The sequence below is a fragment of the Pseudophaeobacter leonis genome, assembly GCF_002087335.1.
Classification (GTDB): domain Bacteria; phylum Pseudomonadota; class Alphaproteobacteria; order Rhodobacterales; family Rhodobacteraceae; genus Pseudophaeobacter; species Pseudophaeobacter leonis.
The window spans coordinates 15,697-38,799 of the sequence record NZ_MWVJ01000041.1; the positions used below are offsets into that span (position 1 = coordinate 15,697).

The 23,103-nt window shown below is 60.4% G+C and carries 22 protein-coding genes, 1 other RNA gene and 3 pseudogenes; 9 read left to right on the forward strand and 17 right to left on the reverse strand.

Annotated elements, in window-relative coordinates; all coding sequences use genetic code 11:
- Positions 1–211 precede the first annotated feature (211 nt).
- From B4968_RS10460 to mgtE, 3 genes and pseudogenes are all read right to left on the reverse strand, one after another.
- Positions 212–1,030: a TIGR00282 family metallophosphoesterase gene (locus B4968_RS10460; RefSeq protein ID WP_083098852.1), complete on the reverse strand. Its 819-nt coding sequence runs from the start codon at positions 1,028–1,030 to the stop codon at positions 212–214.
- A 112-nt stretch (positions 1,031–1,142) separates the two neighbouring features.
- Positions 1,143–1,706: a 5-formyltetrahydrofolate cyclo-ligase gene (locus B4968_RS10465; protein WP_083098854.1), complete on the reverse strand. Its 564-nt coding sequence runs from the start codon at positions 1,704–1,706 to the stop codon at positions 1,143–1,145.
- Between the two features lie 37 nt (positions 1,707–1,743).
- Positions 1,744–3,136 (reverse strand): annotated as a pseudogene (mgtE, locus tag B4968_RS10470) (magnesium transporter).
- 137 nt (positions 3,137–3,273) lie between these two features.
- Here mgtE and guaD point away from each other — a divergent pair.
- Positions 3,274–4,559, forward strand: a pseudogene (gene guaD / locus B4968_RS10475) (guanine deaminase).
- Positions 4,560–4,645: 86 nt separating this feature from the next.
- Here guaD and B4968_RS10480 read toward each other — a convergent pair.
- The 3 genes and pseudogenes from B4968_RS10480 to B4968_RS10490 form a co-directional block, all read right to left on the reverse strand.
- Positions 4,646–5,988, reverse strand: a pseudogene (locus B4968_RS10480) (8-oxoguanine deaminase).
- Positions 5,989–6,164: 176 nt separating this feature from the next.
- Complete coding sequence (gene hisN / locus B4968_RS10485; protein WP_083098887.1) at positions 6,165–6,959, reverse strand: histidinol-phosphatase; 795 nt, start codon at positions 6,957–6,959, stop codon at positions 6,165–6,167.
- A gap of 171 nt (positions 6,960–7,130) precedes the next feature.
- Positions 7,131–7,499, reverse strand: coding sequence for a helix-turn-helix domain-containing protein (locus B4968_RS10490; protein WP_083098857.1), 369 nt, complete (start codon positions 7,497–7,499; stop codon positions 7,131–7,133).
- A gap of 352 nt (positions 7,500–7,851) precedes the next feature.
- Between B4968_RS10490 and B4968_RS10495 the strand changes: the two genes are divergently transcribed.
- Positions 7,852–8,808, forward strand: a complete 957-nt coding sequence (locus B4968_RS10495; RefSeq protein WP_083098859.1) for an NADPH:quinone oxidoreductase family protein — start codon at positions 7,852–7,854, stop codon at positions 8,806–8,808.
- 168 nt (positions 8,809–8,976) lie between these two features.
- On the opposite strand, the gene B4968_RS10500 is transcribed toward B4968_RS10495, so the two are convergent.
- Positions 8,977–9,855, reverse strand: a complete 879-nt coding sequence (locus B4968_RS10500) for a LysR family transcriptional regulator (RefSeq protein ID WP_083098890.1) — start codon at positions 9,853–9,855, stop codon at positions 8,977–8,979.
- Between the two features lie 124 nt (positions 9,856–9,979).
- On the opposite strand from B4968_RS10500, the gene B4968_RS10505 reads away from it, so the two are divergent.
- The 3 genes from B4968_RS10505 to B4968_RS10515 all read left to right on the forward strand — a co-directional run bounded on the left by B4968_RS10505 (position 9,980) and on the right by B4968_RS10515 (position 11,839).
- Complete coding sequence (locus B4968_RS10505; RefSeq protein ID WP_083098892.1) at positions 9,980–10,225, forward strand: DUF1127 domain-containing protein; 246 nt, start codon at positions 9,980–9,982, stop codon at positions 10,223–10,225.
- 232 nt (positions 10,226–10,457) lie between these two features.
- A complete protein-coding gene (locus B4968_RS10510) occupies positions 10,458–11,234 on the forward strand; it encodes a Bax inhibitor-1/YccA family protein (protein WP_083098862.1) in 777 nt (258 codons plus the stop codon).
- Positions 11,235–11,365: 131 nt separating this feature from the next.
- The gene (locus tag B4968_RS10515) at positions 11,366–11,839 is read left to right on the forward strand and encodes a GNAT family N-acetyltransferase (protein WP_083098865.1); all 474 of its coding nucleotides are present in this window, start codon (positions 11,366–11,368) and stop codon (positions 11,837–11,839) included.
- Between the two features lie 97 nt (positions 11,840–11,936).
- Here B4968_RS10515 and B4968_RS10520 read toward each other — a convergent pair whose 3' ends face one another.
- From B4968_RS10520 to gatC, 7 genes are all read right to left on the reverse strand, one after another.
- Complete coding sequence (locus B4968_RS10520) at positions 11,937–12,401, reverse strand: hypothetical protein (protein ID WP_083098868.1); 465 nt, start codon at positions 12,399–12,401, stop codon at positions 11,937–11,939.
- A gap of 345 nt (positions 12,402–12,746) precedes the next feature.
- Complete coding sequence (gene rpmG / locus B4968_RS10525) at positions 12,747–12,914, reverse strand: 50S ribosomal protein L33 (protein ID WP_007814563.1); 168 nt, start codon at positions 12,912–12,914, stop codon at positions 12,747–12,749.
- 252 nt (positions 12,915–13,166) lie between these two features.
- Positions 13,167–13,594, reverse strand: an RNA gene (gene rnpB / locus B4968_RS10530) — RNase P RNA component class A.
- Positions 13,595–13,657: 63 nt separating this feature from the next.
- A complete protein-coding gene (locus tag B4968_RS10535; protein ID WP_083098895.1) occupies positions 13,658–14,383 on the reverse strand; it encodes an N-acetylmuramoyl-L-alanine amidase in 726 nt (241 codons plus the stop codon).
- Positions 14,384–14,431: 48 nt separating this feature from the next.
- The gene (locus B4968_RS10540) at positions 14,432–15,007 is read right to left on the reverse strand and encodes a hypothetical protein (protein WP_338153242.1); all 576 of its coding nucleotides are present in this window, start codon (positions 15,005–15,007) and stop codon (positions 14,432–14,434) included.
- Positions 15,008–15,252: 245 nt separating this feature from the next.
- Positions 15,253–16,740: an Asp-tRNA(Asn)/Glu-tRNA(Gln) amidotransferase subunit GatA gene (gene gatA / locus B4968_RS10545; RefSeq protein ID WP_083098871.1), complete on the reverse strand. Its 1,488-nt coding sequence runs from the start codon at positions 16,738–16,740 to the stop codon at positions 15,253–15,255.
- 4 nt (positions 16,741–16,744) lie between these two features.
- Entirely contained in the window at positions 16,745–17,032 is a 288-nt protein-coding gene (gene gatC / locus B4968_RS10550; protein WP_083098873.1) for an Asp-tRNA(Asn)/Glu-tRNA(Gln) amidotransferase subunit GatC, read from the reverse strand.
- Between the two features lie 391 nt (positions 17,033–17,423).
- Between gatC and B4968_RS10555 the strand changes: the two genes are divergently transcribed.
- Entirely contained in the window at positions 17,424–18,116 is a 693-nt protein-coding gene (locus B4968_RS10555; RefSeq protein ID WP_083098876.1) for a metal-dependent hydrolase, read from the forward strand.
- Between the two features lie 122 nt (positions 18,117–18,238).
- Here the strand turns inward: B4968_RS10555 and B4968_RS10560 are convergent, their stop codons facing one another.
- The 3 genes from B4968_RS10560 to B4968_RS10570 form a co-directional block, all read right to left on the reverse strand.
- The gene (locus B4968_RS10560; protein ID WP_083098879.1) at positions 18,239–18,856 is read right to left on the reverse strand and encodes a DNA-3-methyladenine glycosylase I; all 618 of its coding nucleotides are present in this window, start codon (positions 18,854–18,856) and stop codon (positions 18,239–18,241) included.
- Between the two features lie 159 nt (positions 18,857–19,015).
- Positions 19,016–19,600: an aminoglycoside phosphotransferase family protein gene (locus B4968_RS10565; RefSeq protein WP_241525684.1), complete on the reverse strand. Its 585-nt coding sequence runs from the start codon at positions 19,598–19,600 to the stop codon at positions 19,016–19,018.
- A 315-nt stretch (positions 19,601–19,915) separates the two neighbouring features.
- Positions 19,916–20,395, reverse strand: coding sequence for a nucleoside deaminase (locus B4968_RS10570; RefSeq protein WP_241525683.1), 480 nt, complete (start codon positions 20,393–20,395; stop codon positions 19,916–19,918).
- A gap of 63 nt (positions 20,396–20,458) precedes the next feature.
- On the opposite strand from B4968_RS10570, the gene B4968_RS10575 reads away from it, so the two are divergent.
- From B4968_RS10575 to B4968_RS10585, 3 genes are all read left to right on the forward strand, one after another.
- A complete protein-coding gene (locus tag B4968_RS10575) occupies positions 20,459–21,754 on the forward strand; it encodes a pseudouridine synthase (protein ID WP_162495047.1) in 1,296 nt (431 codons plus the stop codon).
- Between the two features lie 125 nt (positions 21,755–21,879).
- Positions 21,880–22,794, forward strand: coding sequence for a 5-bromo-4-chloroindolyl phosphate hydrolysis family protein (locus B4968_RS10580; protein ID WP_083098885.1), 915 nt, complete (start codon positions 21,880–21,882; stop codon positions 22,792–22,794).
- Between the two features lie 21 nt (positions 22,795–22,815).
- Positions 22,816–23,103: toxic anion resistance protein (locus B4968_RS10585; RefSeq protein WP_173907545.1), on the forward strand; the 288-nt coding region annotated here is incomplete at its 3' end.

Consider the following 23,103-nt stretch of genomic DNA (forward strand, 5'->3'; position numbering starts at 1 on the left):
GTACCGACAACCTTTGATTGATCCTGCGGGCGACCAGCGCACAAGCCCCGGCCAGCCAGCGCAGAGTGTCTCTCATCGCAAAAGAAGGAGCAAGGCCTTGATGCCGAACCAGACCCGCCAGCCCGGCATCAAGGATGTTTTACAACAGAAGCCGACCCTTGAGAGAATTTCTTTCCTCAGGATCTTCTCCAGGATCAAGATCGACTAACGCTCAGGCTTGCGGGCCAGATTGCTGCAGCAGGCCACCATTGCGCACCATATGGATTTCATTCGCCTGACCGGTGCGGTCATCGGTCACAATCAGGACGCCCGACAGGGTTGCCTCGCCCTCGGCTGGGGTAAAGCGGCTCTTGGGCATACCGGTCAGAAAACGGCGCAGTGGCTCGGTTTTTTCCATGCCGATGACCGAATTATAGTCGCCACACATGCCCGCATCCGTCAGATAGCCTGTGCCATTGGACAGGATCTGCGCATCCCCCGTGGGGACATGGGTATGGGTCCCCACCACCAGTGAGGCACGGCCATTGCAGAAATGGCCCATGGCCATTTTCTCCGAGGTGGCTTCGCAGTGCATATCAACAAGGATCGCCTGCGCCATGCCACCGCGCGGATGCGCTTTCAGCACGGCCTCGACAGCGCCAAAGGGATCATCATAGGCGCGTTTCATAAAAACCTGGCCCAGCGCCTGTGTCACCAGAACCTTGCGGCCGCCGGTGGCGTCAAACAAACGATAGCCACGCCCAGGTGCCCCCTTGGCAAAGTTCAAAGGCCTCAGGATACGCGGCTCTTTCTCGATGAACTGCAGCATGTCTTTTTGATCAAAGGCATGATCACCCAGCGTCAGACAATCCGCCCCGGCATCAAGCAAAAGTTTGGCGTGATCGCCGCTCAGACCCATGCCGTTAGAGGCGTTTTCACCATTGACCACGACAAAGTCGAGCCGCCATTCCTTGCGCAGCCGCGCGAGGTTTTCGGTGATGGCACGGCGCCCAGCGCGGCCCATCACATCGCCTAGAAACAGAATTCGCATCCGGATCTCCTAGGCTGCGCAGCCGTCCAGAACAAGTCCCCGGCGCAAATGTCGCGGCAATTTTCCAGATTTTCTGCTGCAAACCGCGCGTCAGATCCTGCGCCGGGCGCGATTAGCGGGTAAATTGCAGAATGCGGCTCTCGGTGACCAGCATATCCAGCGGCTGGTCGGTCGCCTCCAATGGCAGATCATCCGCTTGCTGCGCATCAAAGGCAAAACCAATGGCCGGCGTCGGGCGGCTGTTGCGCAGCATCACAGGGCTGCGGTCATAAAAGCCGCCGCCATAGCCCAGACGCCCGCCATGACTGTCAAAGGCCACCAGAGGCACAATCAGGATCTCTGGCGCGAAAAAATCATCGACCTGCGGCACAGAAGCCCCAAAGGGGCCGTACCGCAGGGCGCAGTCTGGTTGCCAGCGGCTGAACCTCAGCGCCATATCCCTGCCCTGAATCACCGGCACCCCCACCACCCCATGCGCGGCGGCCTCGGCCATGGCAGGCAGAGGGTCAATTTCAGTCCGGATCGGCAGATACCCCGACAGCGACACACCGCGATAGCGGGCAAGCACCTCGGACAGCCGCCCCGCCGCGCCGGGAATATTGCGATCAAAGGCAGCCTTGCGCCGAGCAAAAGCCGCCTTGCGCGCCGCGGTCTTCCTCTCAGTCAAGTCGCTCATGTCAGGTTGCTCATATCTGCGCCCTCATATCAGTCTCCTAAAGCAGGAACGCGGCCGCGAGGCCGAGAAAGGCCAGGAACCCAATCACATCCGTCACCGTGGTCACAAAGGCCCCCGATGCCAGCGCCGGATCAACCCCTGCCTTCTCGAGCAGAACAGGAATGACCGTTCCTGCAAGCCCGGCCACGACCAGATTGATCACCATCGCGGCACCGATCACGGCACCAAGACCCAGCGAACCAAACCAGATCGTGCCAATAATACCCATGACCACAGCAAAGATCAGCCCATTGACCAGCCCCACCAGCACTTCTCGCCGGATCACACGCCAGACATTGGCCCCGGTCAGATCGCGGGTCGCCATTGCCCGCACCGCCACTGTCAGCGACTGAGGTGCCGGCATTGCCTCCCATGGAGGCGACAATCGGCATCAGCACTGCAAGGGCAACGTAATTGGCAATTGTCGCCTCGAACTGTGCAATGACGGTAGAGGCCAGAATGGCGGTGACCAAATTCACCGCCAGCCAGGGAAACCGGCGCTTGGTGGTCTCGATCACCCGGTCCGCAAGCGAGCTTTCCTCGCCCACCCCCGCCAGTCGCAGGATGTCTTCTTCATGTCCCTCATCCAGAACGGCCATGGCGTCGTCGATGGTGATCACCCCGGCCAGACGGCCCTCACCGTCCACCACAGGCGCAGAAATCAAATGGTACTGGTTAAAGGCATAGGCGACGTCTTCTTCATCCTGATCCGCCGGGATGACCTGAAAGGTTTCCTCAACAAGATCAAGCAGCGGCACCTCGCGTTTGGTGCCCATGATCCGGCCCAGAGTGACATTGCCAATGGGGTGCAGGCGCGGATCCACCAACACGACGTGATAGAACTGGTCGGGCAGGTGCTCGGCTTCGCGCATGTAGTCGATCGCCTGCCCCACATTCCAATGCTCCGGCGCCATCACCACTTCGCGCTGCATCAGGCGGCCGGCCGAGTTTTCAGGGAAGCTCAGCGATTGCTCAACCGCGACACGGTCAGAATCCTCAAGCGCGTCCAGAATGGCTTCTTGTTGCGGCTCTTCCAGGTCCTCAAGCAGATCAACAACATCGTCGGTTTCCAGCTCGCGCACCGCATCGGCCAAAACCGTGGGGTTCAGGATCGCGATGACTTCTTCGCGGATGCTTTCATCCAGTTCCGACAGGATCTCACCATCAAAGGCGCGGCCATACAGCCGGATCAGTCCGGCCCGGTCGTGGGTGTTGATCTGCTCAAGAAGGTCGGCGATGTCAGCGGCATGCAGATCTTCGAGCAGATCCATCAGGGCAGGCCTGTCGTCGCGATCTACCGCAAAAAGAATTCTGGCAACACGTTTACGGTCCAGGTCATAGCCATCTTCGCTATACTCATCACTGCCGGGGGAGTCTTCGCCTGTACTCATGAGCTGCCCTTTGCCAAGATTGGTTGCAAATTAGAAGAAGCAGTAACCGGAAAACAATGACAATTGCATTATTTACCGAGACTACTGCGGCGCGTATCCTGCCCGCTTCGGTTTGGCAAGAATAAGGACGGCCCCAAATGCAGAACGATGTCATCCTGCGCGGACATGTGCTTTCCTATCACACTTCGCCCTTTTTGGCGCAGACGCCCGAGACAGCAACTGAAATATCCGAGGCTGTGGCGATACGGGATGGCAAAATTCTTGCCACTGGCTCTTTTCACGCGCTGCAGGCGCAGGCGCCACAGGCCGATGTCATCGATCATGGCTCCAGACTGATCCTTGCAGGGTTTGTTGATGCCCATGTGCACTACCCGCAGACGGCCATCATCGCCAGCTGGGGCAAGCGGCTAATTGACTGGCTCAACAGCTATACTTTTCCCGAAGAGATGCGCTTTGGCAACCCGGCCTATGCGCGCGAAATTTCAGCACGCTATCTTGATCTCACGGCGGCCAATGGCGCCACGACCATGTGCAGCTTTGCCACCATTCACCCTGAAAGCGTTGACGCCTTTTTCACCGCGGCCCGGGCCCGGGCCAGCGGGTGGTGGCGGGCAAGACCTGTATGGATCGCAACGCGCCCGAAGGGCTGCGCGACACGGCCCAGACGGCCTATGATGACAGTAAGGCCCTGATTGCGCGCTGGCATGGGGTGGATCGCATTGAATATGCCATCACACCGCGGTTTTCGCCCACCTCTACGCCAGATCAGCTCGCCGCGCTTGGGGCACTGTGGGCCGAACATCCCGACTGCCTGATGCAGACCCATCTGAGCGAACAGCTGGATGAGATCGAATGGGTCAGATCGCTGTTCCCGCAGGCCCGCGACTACCTTGACACCTATGAGGAACATGGCCTGCTGGGTGCCCGTGGCCTCTACGGCCATGCCATCCATCTCGAAGAGCGCGAACGCCACCGGCTGCGCGAGCATGGCGCGGCATTGGTACATTGCCCCACCTCGAATACCTTTATCGGCTCTGGCCTGTTTGACATGGCGGGGCATGTGGCCGGGGGGCAGCGCATTGGTCTGGCGACAGATACCGGCGGCGGCTCCAGCTTTTCGATGCTGCGCACCATGGCGGCGGCCTATGAGATTGGTCAGCTGCGCGGCTGCCCCCTGCATGCGGCTCAGCTGCTCTGGCTCGCCACGCAGGGATCGGCCACTGCCCTGCGGATGCAGGACAAGATCGGCAATGTCGCCGCTGGCATGGAAGCGGACCTCGTGGTGCTGGATCTGGCCTCTACCCCGGCGATCGCCCAGCGCACCGACCGCGCCGAGGATCTGTGGGAGGCGGTGTTTGCCACCCTTATGATGGGCGACGACCGCGCAATTTGCGAGGTCTGGATCAACGGCCAGCGCTGCTAGCCCCGCCGGAAAGCTCTGGCGCCTACCACCACCCCGGCAACAGGCCCTCCCCAGGGGAGGCCGTGCCAAAGCGGGGCTGGTCTGTGCTAGCCCTCTGCCCGCATCAGTCCCTGCGCCAGTCTGTGGTGGCGCTCCAACAGATGCGGCAGGTCCCGCGTCACCACCTGACCATCGCGCCCCACCTGACGGCCCTCGACCAGCAGATGTTTCACCTGCGTTGGCCCCGCCAGCAGCATCGCGCCGGATCCCAGCTGCAGCTGGAGGCCACCCCGGTAACATCCCAGATCGCCACATCGGCGCGCATGCCTGCTGCCAGCCGGCCACAGTCGGGACGCCCCAGCACATCAGCGCCACCACGGGTGGCGATTTCCAGCGCCTCATAGGCGCTCATGGCGTCAGCGCCCTGTGCCACCCGTTGCAGCAACATGCTCTGGCGGGCCTCGCCCACAAGATTGGCCATGTCATTGCTGGCAGAGCCATCAACCCCCAGCCCCACAGGCACGCGCGCATCCCGCATCTGGCGCACCGGCGCGATGCCGGACCCCAGGCGACAGTTGGAGCAGGGACAATGCGCAACACCCGTACGGCTGCGGGCAAAGAGGTCAATCTCAGCCGGGTTCAGCTTCACACAATGGGCGTGCCAGACATCAGGCCCGGTCCAGCCCAGCTCTTCGGCGTATTGCCCCGGACGGCAGCCGAACTGCGCCTCGGAATAGGCAACATCCTCGTCGTTTTCTGCCAGATGCGTATGCAGCATCACGCCCTTGTCACGCGCCAAAAGCGCTGTGTCACGCATCAGCTCACGGCTGACTGAAAAAGGCGAGCACGGCGCCAGTCCCACCCGGCACATAGAGCCCTCGGAGGCATCGTGAAACCCATCCACCACCCGGATCATATCGTTGAGGATCGCCGCTTCCTGCTCGACCAGATGATCCGGTGGCAGCCCACCGGCGCTTTCGCCAATGCTCATGGCGCCCCGGGTGGGGTGAAAGCGCAGGCCCACCTCGGCGGCGGCATGGATGGTGTCCTCAAGCCGCGCACCGTTGGGGTAAAGATAGAGGTGGTCGGAACTCAGGCTGCAGCCAGACAGCGCCAGCTCCACCAGCCCCAGCTGCGCCGAGACAAACATCTCCTCGGGGCCAAAGCGGCTCCAGATCGGGTAGAGCCGCTGCAGCCAGCCAAACAGCAGCGCATCCTGCCCCCCCGGCACCGCACGGGTGAGGTTCTGGTAAAGATGATGATGCGTATTCACCAGCCCCGGTGTCACCACGCAGCCCGCACCGCGCAGCCCCTCACCAGCCGTTTCAAGCCCCTGCCCCAGGGCGGCAATCTGGCCATCACGGATCAGCACATCGGCGTTTTTCAGGACTCGACGCCCGTCATCCATGGTCAGGACGGTATCGGCATTTTGTATGAGGATTTCACCCATAGCAGCACACTCCATTTAGGCCCGACTCGGTTTATGGAGGTGCAATGGGGTCGACAGAGAACGGGCAAAGGACTCGACCTGAGGTGAGACCTACCTCAAAGGCCAGGCCCTGCTCAAGTGCATTTTCAGACCGCCGCCAGCATGTCCCGAGCTTAATGACGCCGCTGGCGCGCAGACTAGTCCGCTGCGTTCAGCAGCTCGAGCGCTGCAGCATGCAGCTCTGGCGTTGCAGCGGCCAGGACCCGCCCGCCGTCATGCACAGGCATGCCCTGCCAATCCGTCACAATACCGCCTGCGGCCTCGATCACGGCGATGGGGGCCTGAATGTCATAGGGGTTGAGGCCTGCCTCGATCACCAGATCAATCTGTCCCGCCGCCAATAGGGCATAGGCATAGCAATCCATGCCATAGCGGGTCAGTTTCACCGCGGAGGACACCCTGCGAAAGGCCGCCGCCTCCTCAGCGCTGCCCACCTCGGGGAAGGTGGTAAACAGAATAGCCTCAGCTACATCCTGTGTTACGCGACATTTCAAGGATTTCACACCGTGAGGACCTGTCATCTCAGCCTTCTCGGCGCTGCCGGAAAACCGCTCTGCGATATAGGGCTGGTCGATCACCCCCAGGATTGGCCCTGCCATCTCTGAAAGAGCGATCAGGACCCCCCAGGTTGGCGTGCCACTGATAAAGCCCCGGGTGCCATCAATAGGGTCCAGAACCCAGGTCCGCCCGGAGGTGCCACTGACCGGCGGGAACTCCTCGCCGAGGATCCCATCCTGTGGCCGCAGCTCTGCCAGCGCGGCACGCATCGCCTGCTCTGCAGCGCGATCCGCAACGGTCACCGGATCAAACCCCTCGCTGAGCTTGTTTTCCGCCCCCAGATCGCCCTGGCGAAAATACGGCAGGATCACTGCCCGTGCGGCGTCAGCCAATTTGTGTGCGACCTGCATGTCGCTCAAAGCTGTCTCTGTCATAAATCCACCTGAGAAAATTCTGAGCGGTGCTGCGCTCGCTGAAACCATCATACAAAAACCGGTGCCACTCTCGTGGCTCCGGTTCAAGTAAAAACAGATCCCAGCCGGTTTTCCTACAAAGAGGCACCGGTCTGGTATATCAGGGTCTGCCCCGTCTCAAGCTGCGTCGCCTCAGGCGACGTCGCTCAGCACGCGGGCCAGTTCGAACAAACGCCGACGCTGGTTTTCCGGGATGGCATAATAAGAGCGCACCAGATCAAGAGCCTCTTTGTCGCCCATCAGATCGTCGGGTACAGACGACTTTCCGCCTGATTTGCCCTCGTCGTCCAAGCCTTCAAAGAAAAAGCTGACCTGCACATCAAGTGCGTCCGAAATATCCCACAGCCGCGAAGCGCTGACACGGTTTGCACCGGTCTCGTACTTCTGGATCTGCTGGAATTTGATACCGACCTGTTCGGCCAGTTGTTGCTGTGTCTTGCCAATCAGCCACCGACGATGACGGATTCGTTTACCTACGTGCACGTCTACAGGATGAGCCATTCGCTATCTCCTAGTTATCCTAAATATCCCTGCCCGGATTGCCGCGTCACCATCGGTGCCATTTGGTATCTCATGAATACCATCCTGTCACACGGATACTCAACTATCACGATCAGAGCTCAACCTCTGCTCTAAGTTTACGACCTTGGCAGTTGAATACAACCCTGACACCTCACTTGAGATGCCGCAACGAAGCAAACGTATGATTTAAACCATCATTTTGATAGGTCCATATATACTTTTGACTATCCATTTATGCCTCCCCATAAATAGTGAGGTGCAAATTTGAAGATTCAAGAGGCAGTGTCGCAAAGCGAATCACCTGACCACAGGACAACAGACGGAAAGAAACATGCAGGCATATCGTATCAACGCATTTGAAACGCCCCCGGTCTTCGAGAGCATCACCTGTCCAACACCAGCCTCGCATGAGGTCAAGGTCAGGATCCGGGCCTGTGGCCTGAACTTTGCGGATTTGCTTTTGCAAAAAGGCACATACCAGGACACGCCCCCTCTGCCGTTCACCCCCGGGCTGGAGATCGCAGGTGAGGTGGTTGAGTGCGGATCAGGGGTCACCAACCTGACCGTTGGCGACCGCATTGCCGTGTTCTGTGGTCAGGGTGGTTTGGCCCAGGAAGGGGTGTTCGACGCGGCCCGGGCGATCCGAATCCCGGACAGCATGCGCTTTGAGGATGCGGCCGCACTGCAGATCGCCTATGGCACCAGCCACGTGGCGCTGGACCACTGTGCGCGCCTGCAACCGGGAGAGACGCTTTTGGTTACCGGTGCGGCCGGAGGCGTTGGCCTGACAGCAGTCGAAATCGGCAAACTGATGGGGGCCCGCGTCATCGCCCATGCACGTGGAGCGGGTAAACTGGAGGTGGCGCGGGCCGCTGGCGCCGACCACCTGATTGACGCCGACAAAGACCTGCGCGCCGAGGTAAAGGCACTGGGGGGCGCTGATGTGGTTTATGATGCCGTCGGCGGTGATGTCTGGAAGGCCGCCTTTCGCGCCACCAATCCGGGTGGTCGACTGCTGCCCATCGGTTTTGCCAGTGGAGAGGTGCCGCAGATCCCGGCCAATCATCTGCTGGTCAAGAACCTCACCGTCATCGGTTTTTACATCGGCGGCTACATGAAATCTCATCCGGAGGTGATCCGCCGCTCCCTCACCACCCTGACAGAATGGCACAGTGCCGGGCGCATCAAGCCCCATATCAGCCATGTGCTGCCGCTGGAGCGGGTGGCCGAGGGGATGGAGTTGCTGCGCAGTCGCGCCTCTACCGGCAAGGTGGTGATAACCCCCTGACGCCCGCCTCCAAACCCCATGTGGTGCCAAAGACGGCCAGATCGCTGAAGCAGCAGTCCGCTGAAGCAACTGGCCCACACAGCCCTGTGAAGCGGTCCGGTGTGGGCCAGTGTAGTTTCCAGTGCAGATGCCGGTCTGAACGCCAGCAATCTGGCCCCCCTTGGCTCTCTAGCTTGCTGCCCGCAACTGCACGGGCCGCAGGGCGGTATATCCCTGGCGAATGATCCGGGCCAGATCCTCGACGTAGCCAGCCCGCATGCTGTCGGCCCCATAGAGGTTGATGTGCTGTATCGGCAGCTCTGGCAGGGTGCCACCATGGTCTATGGCCTCCTGATGCGCCGGAATTGTGCCTTCCAGCAGAACCCCAACCGCCAGATCGGCGCTGATGGTGGCCTCTACGGTGCGATCCGATTCGCTGTCCACCGCCATATCCCATTCGACCTGCGCCTGATCCAGCCCGGCCGTGGCGACAGGACGAAAGATACAGGCCCGGCAAAACCCCAGCCGCAGGGGCCGGTGGCGCCAGGCGGACCCATCCGGCGCGCCAACCCAGCGCAGCGGCATCTGGTGGATCGTCTCGCCGCCCTCTCCCGCGCCGGTTTCGGTGGTCAGGATAAGATCATAGGTGCCTTTGGCAAAACCCGCCTTCAGCTCGCGGGTGTTCGAGGTCACCAGATTGACATTCACCCGCGAGCTGGCGTTGAACCGCTGCAACACCTGAGGAATGACCGGGTAGACCACATCATGTGGCACGCCCAGAACAACCTCGCCCTCATAGGCCTGATCGGTCAAACGCCCGATCACCTCGTCGTTCAGCGCCACCATACGCCGCGCATAGCCCAACAACTGCTCACCCGAAGGCGTCAGCGCAATCGTGCGCCCGGAGCGGTCCAAAAGCGACAGGCCCAACAGCTCTTCCAGCCGCTTGAGCTGCATCGAGACCGCAGACTGCGTCAAATGCAAAAAACCAGCGGCCCGGGTCACCCCGCCATAGTCCGCCACGGCAACAAAGGACCGCAGTGTGGTGATATCCAAATTCCGTGCCATCACAACTCCTGATGCATTAGATCAAAAACATTCGTTTTGAAAATAGAACACAGGCGTGCATATACATCAACAGAAATGATGAAGACCCAAAGAAATATCAAAATTTAACGAAAGGACAATGAAGATGACCTATACCGTAGATGCTGGATCCAACACCTGCCGCCCAGCTGGCCGCCCAGCCAGTCTCCCAGCCCGTCGCCGTTTTAGCCTGCTGTCCTTTGTGGCAGATCGCGCTTCCCTGCTGCGCCAGCGCCGTGCCCTAAAGGCCCTGGATGCCCGTGCCCTCAACGATATTGGTCTCAGCCGCCATGCCGCGCAGCAAGAGGCCAAACGCCCCATCTGGGACGCGCCGGAAAGCTGGAGACGCTGAGTATTGCGCTCCCCCGATAAGCTCCGGCGCCAGAGGCAATCCCAATCCCGCATCCCAATAGCCAAAAGACCTGCCCCACGCGCGGCAGGTCTTTTTACGCTTTTAACAGGTTTCTGAGCATAGAGACTTGAACGCAACGCCAAGAAATCCGATATTTAGCGGGAACGTCACCTGGAGTGCTGCAAGGCATCCGGGGTCGGCGAGGGAGAATTTGGAACGGAGACCATAATATATGGCACAGTTTGACACCATCAGATCCAATGTAGGCGCCCGCGCCTCCGAGATCGACGCGGGCCTGCGTGCCCATATGAACAAGGTCTACGGCACCATGTCCGCAGGCCTGTTCATCACCTTTTTGGCAGCCTGGGCCATTTCAGGTCTGCTTGTAACAGCAGATCCCACCGGCGCTGCCGGAATGATCGGTGAGGGCAAATACCTGACCAGCCTCGGCGCGACCATCTACATGTCGCCGCTGAAATATGTCATCATGTTTGCGCCCTTGATCTTTATCTTTGGCTTTGGCCCAGCCGCAAACCGGATGTCCGCCGCCGGTGTACAGCTGCTTTTCTACGCGTTTGCCGCTGTCATGGGCCTGTCGCTCAGCTCGATCTTTCTGGTTTTCACCGGACAGTCGATCATTCAGGTCTTCCTGATCACCGCGATCTCTTTTGCCGGTCTGTCCCTGGTGGGCTACACCACCAAAAAAGACCTCACAGCAATGGGCGCCTTCCTGATCATGGGCCTGATCGGCCTGATTGTGGCCTCGATCGTCAATATGTTCATGCAGTCTGGCGCCATGGCCTTTGCGATTTCCGTGATTGGCGTGCTGATCTTTGCCGGTCTCACCGCCTATGACACCCAGAAGATCAAGACCACCTATCTGGAAATGGCCCATTCCGGCGATCAGGAATGGCTTGGCAAAGCCGCCATCATGGGCGCGCTGAGCCTCTATCTGGACTTTATCAACCTCTTCATCATGCTGCTCCAGCTGCTTGGGAACCGCGAATAAGCGACACTTCCAAAACCAGATTTACGGCGAGGGGCGGATCACTTTGATCCGCCCTTTTTGTTTGTGCAGGTTTGTTTGCGCAGGACCCCCCCCCCCCGCCTGGGCAGCACCAGATACGTAAGGATACCACAATGAAGATTTTGCCTCTGCCGCCCGAGGACGCCGCCCGGCTTGTTCCGCTGTTGCAGGAACTGCATGCGCTGCATGTGCAGCACCACCCCGCGCGGTACCCGGCCAATCCCAAGGACCAGGTCCTGACAGACTGGCTACAGGACTGGCTCAGCCGTGAAAGCCTCACGGCCCTCATCGCAGAAAGCCCGCAGGGGGCACTATTGGGCTATGTGATCTATGGGATTGAGACGCGGCCTCATGAGCCGCTGCGCAGCGGTGAGACGCGCTGTATGATCCACCACATTGCGGTGTCCAAAGCCTTTCGTCGTATGGGCGTTGGTCTTGCCTTGCTGCACGAGGTCAAACGCCAGGCAAAAGGCCAGAATATCGACAGCATCGCCACAAGCTATGCGCCCTTCAACACAGCATCCGCAGCACTGTCCCAAAGCCTGGGATTACTTCCGGTGATGACAATCGCCGAATGGCGCGCCTGACATCACGGCCTGACATCGCGGGCCGCCACAGGCAAATACATCCACTGGAGGCTGGGGGCTGATTAGGGACGCGGCAAACCCGGGCCACCGGGGTGCGTTAGCCGCAGGCAAAGCCTGTCGCCAGGGCCACCGTGCCACGCCTGCTGCCAACCACCTGAACCCGACCAACCGGGCGGCAGCCTGATTCCGCAGCCACCAGTCCGCGAAAGGCCTCCTCCTCCAAGGCAGGCAGGCTGGGAATCACGCTGCGTTGGGGCACGCTCAGCACGGCAAACCCGGTACGGTCCGCCCGCATCAGGGATAGTGACAAAGACCGGCCCTGAACCTGCACCACAAGCAACTGGCTGCCAGGCTCAACAACAGAGGCCTCTTGACCCGTGCTCCGGCTCTCGGCCTGCGCAGGGCTGGTGGCCGCGCCATGGGCCTGTTTCCGGAAGGTGTTTTCCTCAAGCACCGACGAGCGCACCTCTACAGGCTGCGGCACAGTATTGGTATGAACCGGGGCGTCGCCGGGGCCAACCGCAAGAATAAATGCAGCACTGAACAAAACACTCTTCACCATAACGTCACCCGCTTCTCATCCAACAACACCCGCCGGGATAGGGAGAGAATGGGGCAAAATCTTGCCGTATCCACCTGAAAGTATTAGGAGTTTTCCTCTCATTACAGTCGAATTTTAGCGATCCGCGCTGAGAGCCCTGCGCCGCGCCACCAGTCCGAGGACCGCGACAGTCCTGCATCCTGCCTGCGCCTGCAGCCTTTCTTAAGAAATATGAAGATAAAACAAACCACAAGCAGGTGACGCAGATTTTCGGCAGCCGCAACACACAGGCATGCCGGGAGCGGAAAAGCAAAAAGGGCCACGCGATGCGTGACCCCTTTTAAAACTTGTTTGAACAAGTAAGGCTTATTTGATTTTGCCTTCTTTGTACTCAACGTGCTTGCGCACAACCGGGTCGTACTTACGAACGACCATTTTCTCGGTCATGGTGCGTGCGTTTTTCTTGGTCACGTAGAAGTGGCCCGTGCCCGCGGTCGAGTTCAGGCGGATCTTGATTGTGGTAGGCTTCGCCATGGTGCTTCTCCTGCGTCCGAAAAGGCAGGGGCCTCTCGGTAAATTCATAATATGAGCGTGGCTTGTACCCGCCCCAGCCCCCGAGTCAATAGCATTCCCACCTTAAACCAGCGGAATTGCCGCTTCCGCTTCGCTTTCTTTATCAGGGAGCTGTGCGGATGGCTGTGACGCATGGCAGCAGCCACACCCCCGATAGGCCAAGGGCCCGCAGGCCTGACATCCCACCCGCCCAAAGCCAGCCGGTAGATCTAATTGCGCAGAAGGCCTGTAAGCCGGATTTTGTCCCAAGGCTTGCGCCCCTTAGACGTCCATTCCTCTGCGATGCGCATTGCTGCGCACCTCTAGCTGCCAAGCCGGTCCCTCTCGGCTAAAGCAAGCCTAGCGGAGGTTTCGGCTTGCGCCGACCCTGCCCGCGCGGGGACCCTATTTGGCATTGCTCCCGGTGGGGCTTGCCGTGCCACCCCTGTTGCCAGCGGCGCGGTGGGCTCTTACCCCACCGTTTCACCCTTACCACACCGGATCCGCTTGCCTTAGCGGCGCTGCGGGGCGTGGCGGTTTGTTTTTCTGTGGCGCTATCCGTCGGGTTACCCCGCCCGGGCGTTACCCGGCACCGTTGCTTTATGGAGTCCGGACTTTCCTCGCGAAAGGCGAACCTTCAGCGCTGCCGTCCAGCCTTCTGCGCACCGACCACTTAGGCTGAGCATCCGTTGGGGTCAGGGACAACCGAAAACCAGGTGCCGCGATTAAGAGGCCAGCGCCTGCAGCAGCGCCATATCCGCGGCACAACAGGGCCCCTGCCGCATCGGCGCATGCCGCAAGCGCAGCGCTTCCAACAGCGCCTCAGGACTGCTTTCAGCGCTATAGCCAGCCGCTGCGCAGAGGTTGGCAAAGTTCACCGAGGTACGGTTCGGCACCGCAGGCTTGCCCCCCGCGCCGGCGGCCTCAGACACCAAGGGTGTCGCCCGCGCCAACCCCAGGCTGGCGAGCCGCGCCCAGGCGAAGCGCGGGCCCGGATCAGCCTTGCGCCCCGGCGCCATGTCAGAATGCCCAATGACACCTTCAGGAGCAATGGACCAGCGCGCGAGGATTTGCTCCAACAACGCCTCCAGGACAGCCATCTGTGGCTCTGAAAACGGGTGTGTGCCGCGGTTGTCCAGCTCGATCCCGATGGAGCGCGAGTTAATATCGCCCTGCCCGGCCCAGCTTCCCGCCCCGGCATGCCAGGCGCGCTGATCTTCCGCCACCATCTGCCAAAGCTGGCCATCGCCGCCGATCAGATAATGGGCAGAGACTTCGGCGAGGGGATCACACAGCCGCGCCAGAGCGGCCTCAGCGCTGTCCATAGCAGTATAATGAAGCACCACCAGGCTGGGCGTCAGCCCCTCACGCCGGGCACCGTGGTTTGGACTGGGACGCCAGATTGGCACCAAGGGCGCCAATGGCTCAGGCGGATCACATTTTTCGCTCATCACATCATCCGCCAACGGCTCGAAGGCCTGTCCTGGCGGCAGCACACATCAAGAATTGCCGCGGATTGCCAGTCGGTAGGGGCTGGGATCCCAGCCACAGGCATAGCCATCCCCATCCGGGTCAAGCGCCTGCCGGTCCCGTTGCGGGCCTCCGGCCTCAAGAAAGGCGACCTGGGCCAGTTCAGGCGAGGAGAACCCGGCACAATTACGGGCCGAACGCGCCCGCAGGTTTATCCCGGCACGACTGTGAATTTTGGTGCCACGCGGATGCGAGGTGGTCAGCGCATACTGCACGATATTGGGATCGCTGCCGCCCGTCTGCTTTGGCAGTGCTGTGGGCTGTCCCTGCTGATACTGTGACCGTTGCTGCTGCAGGCGTTCGGCATCGCTCTCAATGGTTTGCCGCGATGCCACGGCTTCAAAACTGTTCTCATCCGAAAGGCTGCGACTACCAACGAGAGCAGGCGCAGGATTCGACGGGCTGGCCTCGACGGGCACCTGCCCAGAATTGGCCACGGCGGCCAACAGCGCTGCCCGGGTTTCAGCCGCGATATCCGCACTGGAAGTCGAGCCATAACTGGAAGCAACGGTGCTGCTGCCAGGGCTGCGCGGAGCGAGGGGCAACGGTTCGTCCTGTAGCGGCGGGCTTCGGCTGGAAATTTGTGAGGGAGGCACCAATGGATCGCCATTGATCTGGTCCCCGCCCCAAGCGGTTCAGCAAAGGGGTCGCCCACAAGGCCAACCCCCGCCGCACTGTCTGGAACAGGCGGATTACAGGCGGAAAGAGCTATAAAGCTGCCCATGGCAGCAAGAGTAACAAGGGTGCGCATGTGATCTACCTGCTTATCTGCTCTGCTTTTAGGAGATTATTACCACCATTTTCCGGGCTTTGCCACAAAACCTGTGGATTGCTCCAGTGCATAGGCGGTATTGAGCAGATCGCCCTCTTCCCAGGGACGCCCAATCAGCTGCAGCCCCAGCGGCAACCCCTGACTGTCAAGACCAGCAGGCAGAGCAATGCCCGGAAGTCCCGCAAGGTTCACCGTGACGGTAAAGACATCCAGCAGATACATCGCCACAGGATCCGCATCCGACATCTCGCCCAGGCCAAAGGCCGCCGAAGGTGTCGCCGGGGTCAGGATCGCATCGACGCCCGCCGCAAAGACGTTTTCAAAGTCCTGCTTGATCAGGCTGCGCACCCGGCGCGCCCGGTTGTAATAGGCGTCATAAATCCCGGCCGAGAGCACATAGGTCCCGACCATGACCCGGCGCTTGACCTCATCGCCAAAGCCCTGGGCCCGGGTCTTTTCATACATCTCGGTAATGCCATCGCCCGCTTCAAGCGTCGCACGGTTACCGTAGCGCACACCGTCATAGCGCGCCAGATTCGACGAGGCTTCGGCAGGGGCGATCACGTAATAGGCAGGCAGGGCATATTTGGTGTGGGGCAATGAGATCTCAACGATCTCGGCGCCGGCCGCTTTCAGCATTGCCGTGCCTTCCGACCAGAGCTTTTCGATCTCGGCGGGCATGCCCTCCATGTGGTACTCTTTTGGAATACCGATTTTTTTGCCGCGAATATCGCCGGTCAGCATCGCCTCAACGTTCGGCACCGCCAGATCGGCGCTGGTGCTGTCTTTTGGGTCATGGCCCGCCATCGCCCCAAGCATAATGGCCGCGTCGCGGACCGATTTTGTCATTGGCCCCGCCTGATCCAGCGAGGAGGCAAAGGCGACAACACCCCAGCGCGAACAGCGCCCATAGGTGGGTTTGATGCCAACGGTGCCGGTAAAGGCCGCAGGCTGACGGATTGATCCGCCGGTATCGGTGCCGGTGGCCGCCGGACACAGATCTGCCGCCACAGCCGCAGCCGAGCCACCGGAGGAGCCACCCGGTGTCAGCGGCGTATCTTCACCTGCACGGCGCCAGGGGCTGACCGCATTGCCATAGGTCGAGGTCTCGTTCGAGGACCCCATGGCGAACTCATCCATGTTCAGCTTACCCAGCATCACAGCACCATCGTCGGCAAGCTGCTGCGAGACGGTGCTTTCATACTCTGGCACAAAACCTTCGAGGATCTTGGAGGCGGCCTGGCTGGCAACACCCTTGGTGCAAAACAGATCCTTGATGCCCACAGGCAGACCACACATCGCAGGTGCATCGCCCTGTTTCAGCCGCGCATCCGCAGCGGCAGCGCGCTCAAGCGCGATCTCGGGGGTTTTATGCACAAAGGCGTTCAAGGCATCCGCCTTGTCGATGGCTGCAAGACAGGCCTGGGTCAGCTCAACGGAGGTTACTTCCCCCTTGCGGAGCGCATCGCGGGCCTCGGCCAGACCCAGTTTATTCAGATCGCTCATCTCTTCACTCCATCACTTTGGGGACGGCAAAAAAGCCTTCGCGGGCATCGGGGGCATTGGACAGGATCTTGTCCTGCTGATTGCCGTCATTGACCACATCGGCGCGCCGTTTCAGACGCTGCGGCGTGACCGAGGTCATGGGCTCGACCCCTTCGACGTCCACTTCGTTCAATTGTTCAATGAACTCAAGGATCGTGTTGAATTCGGCGGCCAGTGCGGGCAGCGCCTCTTCTTCGACCTTTATCCGGGCCAGTTTGGCCACTTTGGCGGCTGTGTTTTGGTCAATCGACATGGAAACCCTCATCTCGTGTTCAGACTGGCATTCGTTTTCAGACTGGCATGCGTGTTCAGACTGGCATTTACCGGGGTGATGCGCGCGCCGCAAGCCTGAGCGCCGCTGCCGCGACAGGTTTCTCTGTGAAATCGCGGCGAAATCGCAGCGTTTTTAGCCGGTTTCGCGCTCGAATGCCCCGGCGCGCTGGGGTCAGGTTGGATTTAGCAGCGGTGCACACCAGTCGCCTCCCGGCTGCGTTCTGGCCACTCTGGTCTGTGTTTGGCCCGTATCTGGCCCGTAAGGCGCGACAAAAAACGGGATCAAAGCGCACTCAAACTCTGGCAAACGCCCCTGCCCCTGCTAGGCTGCGGTCAAGATAAAGAGATCATAACAATGGGAAGACAAGAATATGAAGATCATCTGGTTGGGGCATGGCAGCTTTCGCATTGAAACCGAAGGACAGGTGCTACTGGTGGATCCCTGGCTGACCGGCAATCCCGCGCTGAGCAAAGAGCAGCATGACGCCGCCCTGTCCGGAGCGACGCATCTTATTCTGACCCACACCCATTTTGACCATGTCGCGGATATCTTGCCACTGGCCAAGGCCATGAAGATTCCAGTGGTGGGACAATATGATCTGATGGGCTTTTGGGGCGAAAGCGAAGGCATTGCCACCATTGGATTTAACAAAGGCGGCACGGTTGATCTGGGCGGGCCAAAGCTGGCCATGGTCCCCGCCTGCCATAGCTCAACCTTTACCACTGAGGAAGGGTTGCGCGCCAGTGGGTCCGAGGTTGGCTATATGCTGATCTCTGAGGGCAAAACTGTCTATATCTCAGGCGACACCGGCCTCATGGCCGATATGGACTGGATGGGAGACTACTTTGAGCCCGATGTCGGAATACTGAGCGCCGGCGGCCATTTCACCATGGATATGAAGCAGGCAGCCTATGCGGCGAAACGCTATTTCAACTTCAAAACCGTGATCCCCTGCCATTACAAGACCTTCCCGATTCTGGAACAGAGCGCCGAGACGCTGAGTGCCGCCCTGCCCGGGGTTGCGGTGATCGAGCCGGAGGTGATGCAGGCTATCGAGATCTAGTACAGGCAAGGCGCCCACCCTGAAAAGAGAGAGGCTCCCGCCCGTCGCAGGATCTGCACCTGCAGATCCGCTCCCGTTGGGCATAGCGCCGGGCCTGCGCCCGGCGCGGTTGCGCTATATTGTTACCCTGAGGCCTCCGGAACCTGAAAGGCCGCGCGTGCCTCAACGGCCTTTTGGCGACAGATGCAGCCTGTTGCATGGTCATTGACCAGCCCCATTGCCTGCATGAAGGCAAAGGCCGTGGTTGGTCCGACAAATTTCCAGCCGCGTTTCTTCAAGGCCTTGGACAGGGCGACAGAAGCGGGACTGGTGCTTTGGCTTTGCGGTTCCGGCAGGGTATTGGGGTCAGGCTCAAAGCTCCAGAAAAACGCCGCCAGCGAGCCCGCCTCTGCCACCAGCTCCTGCGCGCGCTGCGCGTTGTTGATCACGGCTTCGATCTTGCCACGATGGCGAATGATACCGGCATCCTGCAGCAGGCGTGCCACATCGGCCTCGTCGAATTTGGCGATTTGGGTCCAGTCGAAGCCACAAAATGCGGCGCGAAAATTCTCGCGTTTGGTCAAAATGGTGCGCCAGCTCAGGCCCGACTGAAAACTCTCGAGACAGATTTTTTCAAACAGGCGGATATCATCGCCAACGGGATAGCCCCATTCCCTGTCGTGGTAGGCGTCAAACTCTGGCGCCGAGGCACTCCAGGCACAGCGCAGCTGCCCATCTGAACCGGCAATCACTTTTGTCATCAAATTCTCTCCCAATATTGCGCCCTGCCCAAGACCTAAAACGACGGGGGCATTTTGTTCACAGCCCACAGGCAAACCAGAGTGAGCAATCCAGAGCCGCCAAACCAGAGTGAGCAATCCAGAAACATCGGGGCTTCAGACAACGCGTCAGCCCGGAGGTTAGAGCGCGCCCGCCGTGCTGCTCTCCTGTGCGCAGGCCAGAAGCCTGGCCAGCAGCCCCTGCTCCTCATCATGCAACACCGGCCCCCTGCTACGCCATACGATAGACAAAGCGCATTTCACAGCAGCCCATTGCAGCAAGCGCTGGCGCTCAACCCCAAAGCCTGCCGACCACAGATCAGCCAGCGCAAGGACGCGCCGCTGCGTCCCCACAAGAAGTGCGCAGCCCTTTGGGTGGCGAAAGGCATTGGCCAACTCAAAGGCCCGTTCCCCCACAATGCCTTTTGCATCAAAGGCGCAATAGCCACGCGGGGCCTTCAAAACGTTGTCGTGATGCAAATCCCCATGCAGAGGGCGCAGATCCGTCTGTGTCTGCAGCAAATGCAGCACCAGCCGCTGGCTTGCCGCGATTGCGGCAATCATATCGGGCGAACATCCCGGCGCCATCTCAGCTTTCAAAAGCGGCGCAAACCAATCCTCGAGCCGGGGATAGCCCGAGGCCTCGCCGGCGGGGGCCTGATGCAAACCACAGGCGACGGCCAGAAGGCTCTGCGCCGCTTCAAAATCCTGGCCAGCCCGCGCCACATCTGCCAAAACGGCCCTTCAAGCCATTCGATCAGCGCCGCATCCTGGCGCAGCTTATAGATCTGGGCAGCAAAGGCATCAGGCGCATCAGCCAAGAACCGAAAGCCCGCGGCCTCGTTTCCCATGCCCCGGCTGCCGTAGTATTTCAGCACAGCTCGGCCTCTTTTGGCGCAGTGCACCTGCCAGAGGCTTGCGCCGACCGTTGTGGTCATCAGCACAGGATCCGACACCTGAAAACAACGCAGAATTTGCTCTGGAAGAGCCCCCAGATCAGTCAGGCCAGCAAGTTTAGTCCGGTCGGCAAGCCCCGTCGGGTCAGTCATCTTGCACCTGGCGTTTTTCGCGAAAGAAACGGGTCAATAGCGCAGCGCAGTCGCTTTCAGCGATCCCCTCGTAGACCTCAGGGGCGTGATGTGCCTGCGGGTGGGAAAACACGCAGGCACCATGGGCCACACCGCCGGATTTGGGATCAGACGCGCCATAATACACCCGCGCAATGCGGGCCGCGGCGATAGCGGCGGCGCACATGGCACAGGGTTCCAGCGTCACATACAGATCATGCCCCTGCAGCCGTTCCGTACCCTTCGCGGCACAGGCGGCGCGCAGCACCAGGATTTCCGCATGGGCGGTGGGGTCGCTCAGCTCGCGGGTGCGGTTGCCTGCCCGTGCCACAACCCGGCCATCCGGTGCAATCAACACCGCGCCCACAGGAACCTCGCCCCGCAGTGCGGCAGCACGCGCCTCGTCAAGCGCAGCACTCATATGCGATTTGAACATAGCGGGTTTGTCCTCCATGACCTTTCCTGCCCCGGAATGGGTGCTTTCGCAAGCCAACGGAATGCTCTATGTCCCAAATCCATGAGCAAAGCACCCGGATCCCCCAAAGGCAAAGCCTCCAGCAAGGCCCAAGCCTCCGCAAAACCAGCCGCCAAGCCGGCACCAGCCGCAGCCAAACCGGACGAAAGCGCCTCAAGCGGGGATCGCATCGCCAAGGTCTTGTCGCGCGCCGGTGTTGCCTCACGACGCGAAGCGGAACGCATGATTGCCGAGGGGCGTGTCATCGTCAATGGCACCAAGATCGACAGCCCCGCCCTCAATGTTACCAGCCGGGATCGTATTATTGTCGATGGCAAGCCCCTGCCGCAGGCCGAGGCACCCAGGCTTTGGCTCTACAATAAACCAATCGGGCTGGTGACCAGTAATAGTGACGAAAAAGGCCGCCGCACCATCTTTGATGAGCTCCCCGAGGACCTGCCCCGGGTGATGACCGTCGGACGTCTCGACATCAATTCCGAAGGGCTGCTGCTGCTGACCAATGACGGTGGCATCAAACGCCGCCTTGAGCTGCCCTCAACTGGCTGGCTGCGCCGCTACCGTGTGCGCATCAACGGCCGTCCCAAAGACACAGACTTTGAGCCGCTGCGCCAGGGCATGGTGATTGATGGCGAAAGGTTCCAGCCCATGAATGTGGCGCTGGATCGCCAGCAAGGGGCCAATGCCTGGCTCACGATTGGGCTGCGCGAAGGCAAGAACCGCGAAATTCGCCGCGCGCTCGAAGATATCGGATTTAACGTCAACCGCTTGCTGCGCCTGTCTTACGGCCCCTTCCAGCTTGGCACTCTGAAATTGGGTGAAGTGGAAGAGTTGCGCCCGCGCGTTGTGCGCGACCAGCTTGGGCTTGAGCCTGAAGATATGGAAGTGGAAGAGGTGCCAGCCGCGCGCCCGACACGAGGTAAACCGGGGAGCAGACCGGGTGGAAAACCGGGTGGAAAACCAGCTGGCAAGTCCGCAGGAAAACCCTCAGGGAAATTTGCAGGTAAGCCCGGCGACAGGCCAAGTGGCAAACCAACAGGAAAGCCCGTTGGAAAACCGGGCGGCAAGGTCGGCGAGAGGGCAGCGTATGGCTCAAAGTCGCGGCTCAGCTCCAAACCCGCGCCGGTTCCAGAGATGCCCGCAATGCCTCGCGGGACGGCTCGCGGAACGCCAACCGTGGCCCAGAGCGAGGCCCAGCCCGTGGTAATGATAGTCGGCGCGATGGTGGCAAGCCTGCGCCGCGGGGGCCGGGCTCGAAACCGCGCCCAATCGGCAAAAATCCCCGCCGCTGAGGCTGTTCCCGCAGACTTCCCCCTAGCAAGTGCTGCGCGCATCCCCTAGTTTCTTGAGAACGAGTGGGAATTCGGCGGGAATAAGGGGAATACGCGTGCAGAAAATGGCCTTTGTGGCTTTGCTTTTCCTGATGTTTGGTCTCAGCACCGGCTGGATTGTAGGAGGCTAGAGTCATGGCACAACAGTTCGGCGGCAAATTCAGCCCCAAGGGTAAGTCTGTTTGCGCAGCTCCTGACACGAACTCATCAAAGGGCTTTGCCAATGCTGCTGTGCGCAATGCCACAGTTGATCCGGTTGGCGTGCGCTCAAACCTGATGTTTATCCCCGCCGGGCTATTGCTGGTGCTCTCCGTCAAAGATGGGGCGACCGGTATGGCGCTTGGACTGACTGCTGCGGCCCTTTGGGCTGGTGGGGCGTATCTTTTGCGCGAAGGGCTGCGCGCCAAGGCAGCATTTGATGCCCGGCGGGTCGCCCGCAAACCTGCACTGCCGCGCAAGATACTTGCCGCCGTTTTGGTTGGCGCGGGTGCCGCCCTCGCCGCGTGGAAGGCCGAGCCTGGTCTCGTGACAGCCGCGATCTATGGCATTGCGGCCTGCGGTCTGCATCTGGCGGCCTTTGGTCTGGACCCTCTCAAGGACAAAGGCACCGAAGGCATTGATACCTTTCAGCAAAGCCGGGTTGCACGCGCCGTAGAAGAAGCCGAATACAGTCTTGACGCCATGACGGATGCCGCGATGCGTGCCCGCGACCGCGAAGTCGAAGACCGGGTCGAGCAATTTCAGGCGGTGGCGCGGGAATTGCTTCGCACGGTCGAGGAAGACCCCCGCGATCTGACCGCCGCCCGCAAGTACCTTACGGTTTATTTGCAGGGGGCCAAGGACGCGACAGTAAAGTTTGCCGATATCTACAGCCGCAGCGGCGACGCTGCAGCGCGCACCGATTATCTGGCGCTGCTCACCGATCTAGAGCAGAACTTTGCCGCCCGCACCCGTAAAATGCTGCTGGAAGACCGCAGCGACCTCACCATAGAAATCGATGTGCTGCGCGACCGGCTGCAGCGTGAAGGCGTCCACCTGGACCGCAGCTAACTCATTCTCAAGGAAAATTAGATGTCTGAAACCATTCAAAAAAAAGCCGCCGAAGCCCAGGCACAGGTTCTGGCAGTGGCCGCGACGACCCTGCCCGAACCCGTTGAAGAGGTGCAGCCGCTGGAGGCCGCCACGCCGGAAGTGAGCACCGCAATCCTGACCCGCATGGGCGAGATTGACATGGGGGACAGCAACTCCATCATCCGCTTTGGTTCTGGAGCCCAGGCAGAGTTGCAGACCATCAGCCAGGCCATGCTGGCGGATGTGCGCAACAAGGATGTCGGCCCCGCCGGAGATTCATTGCGCGAT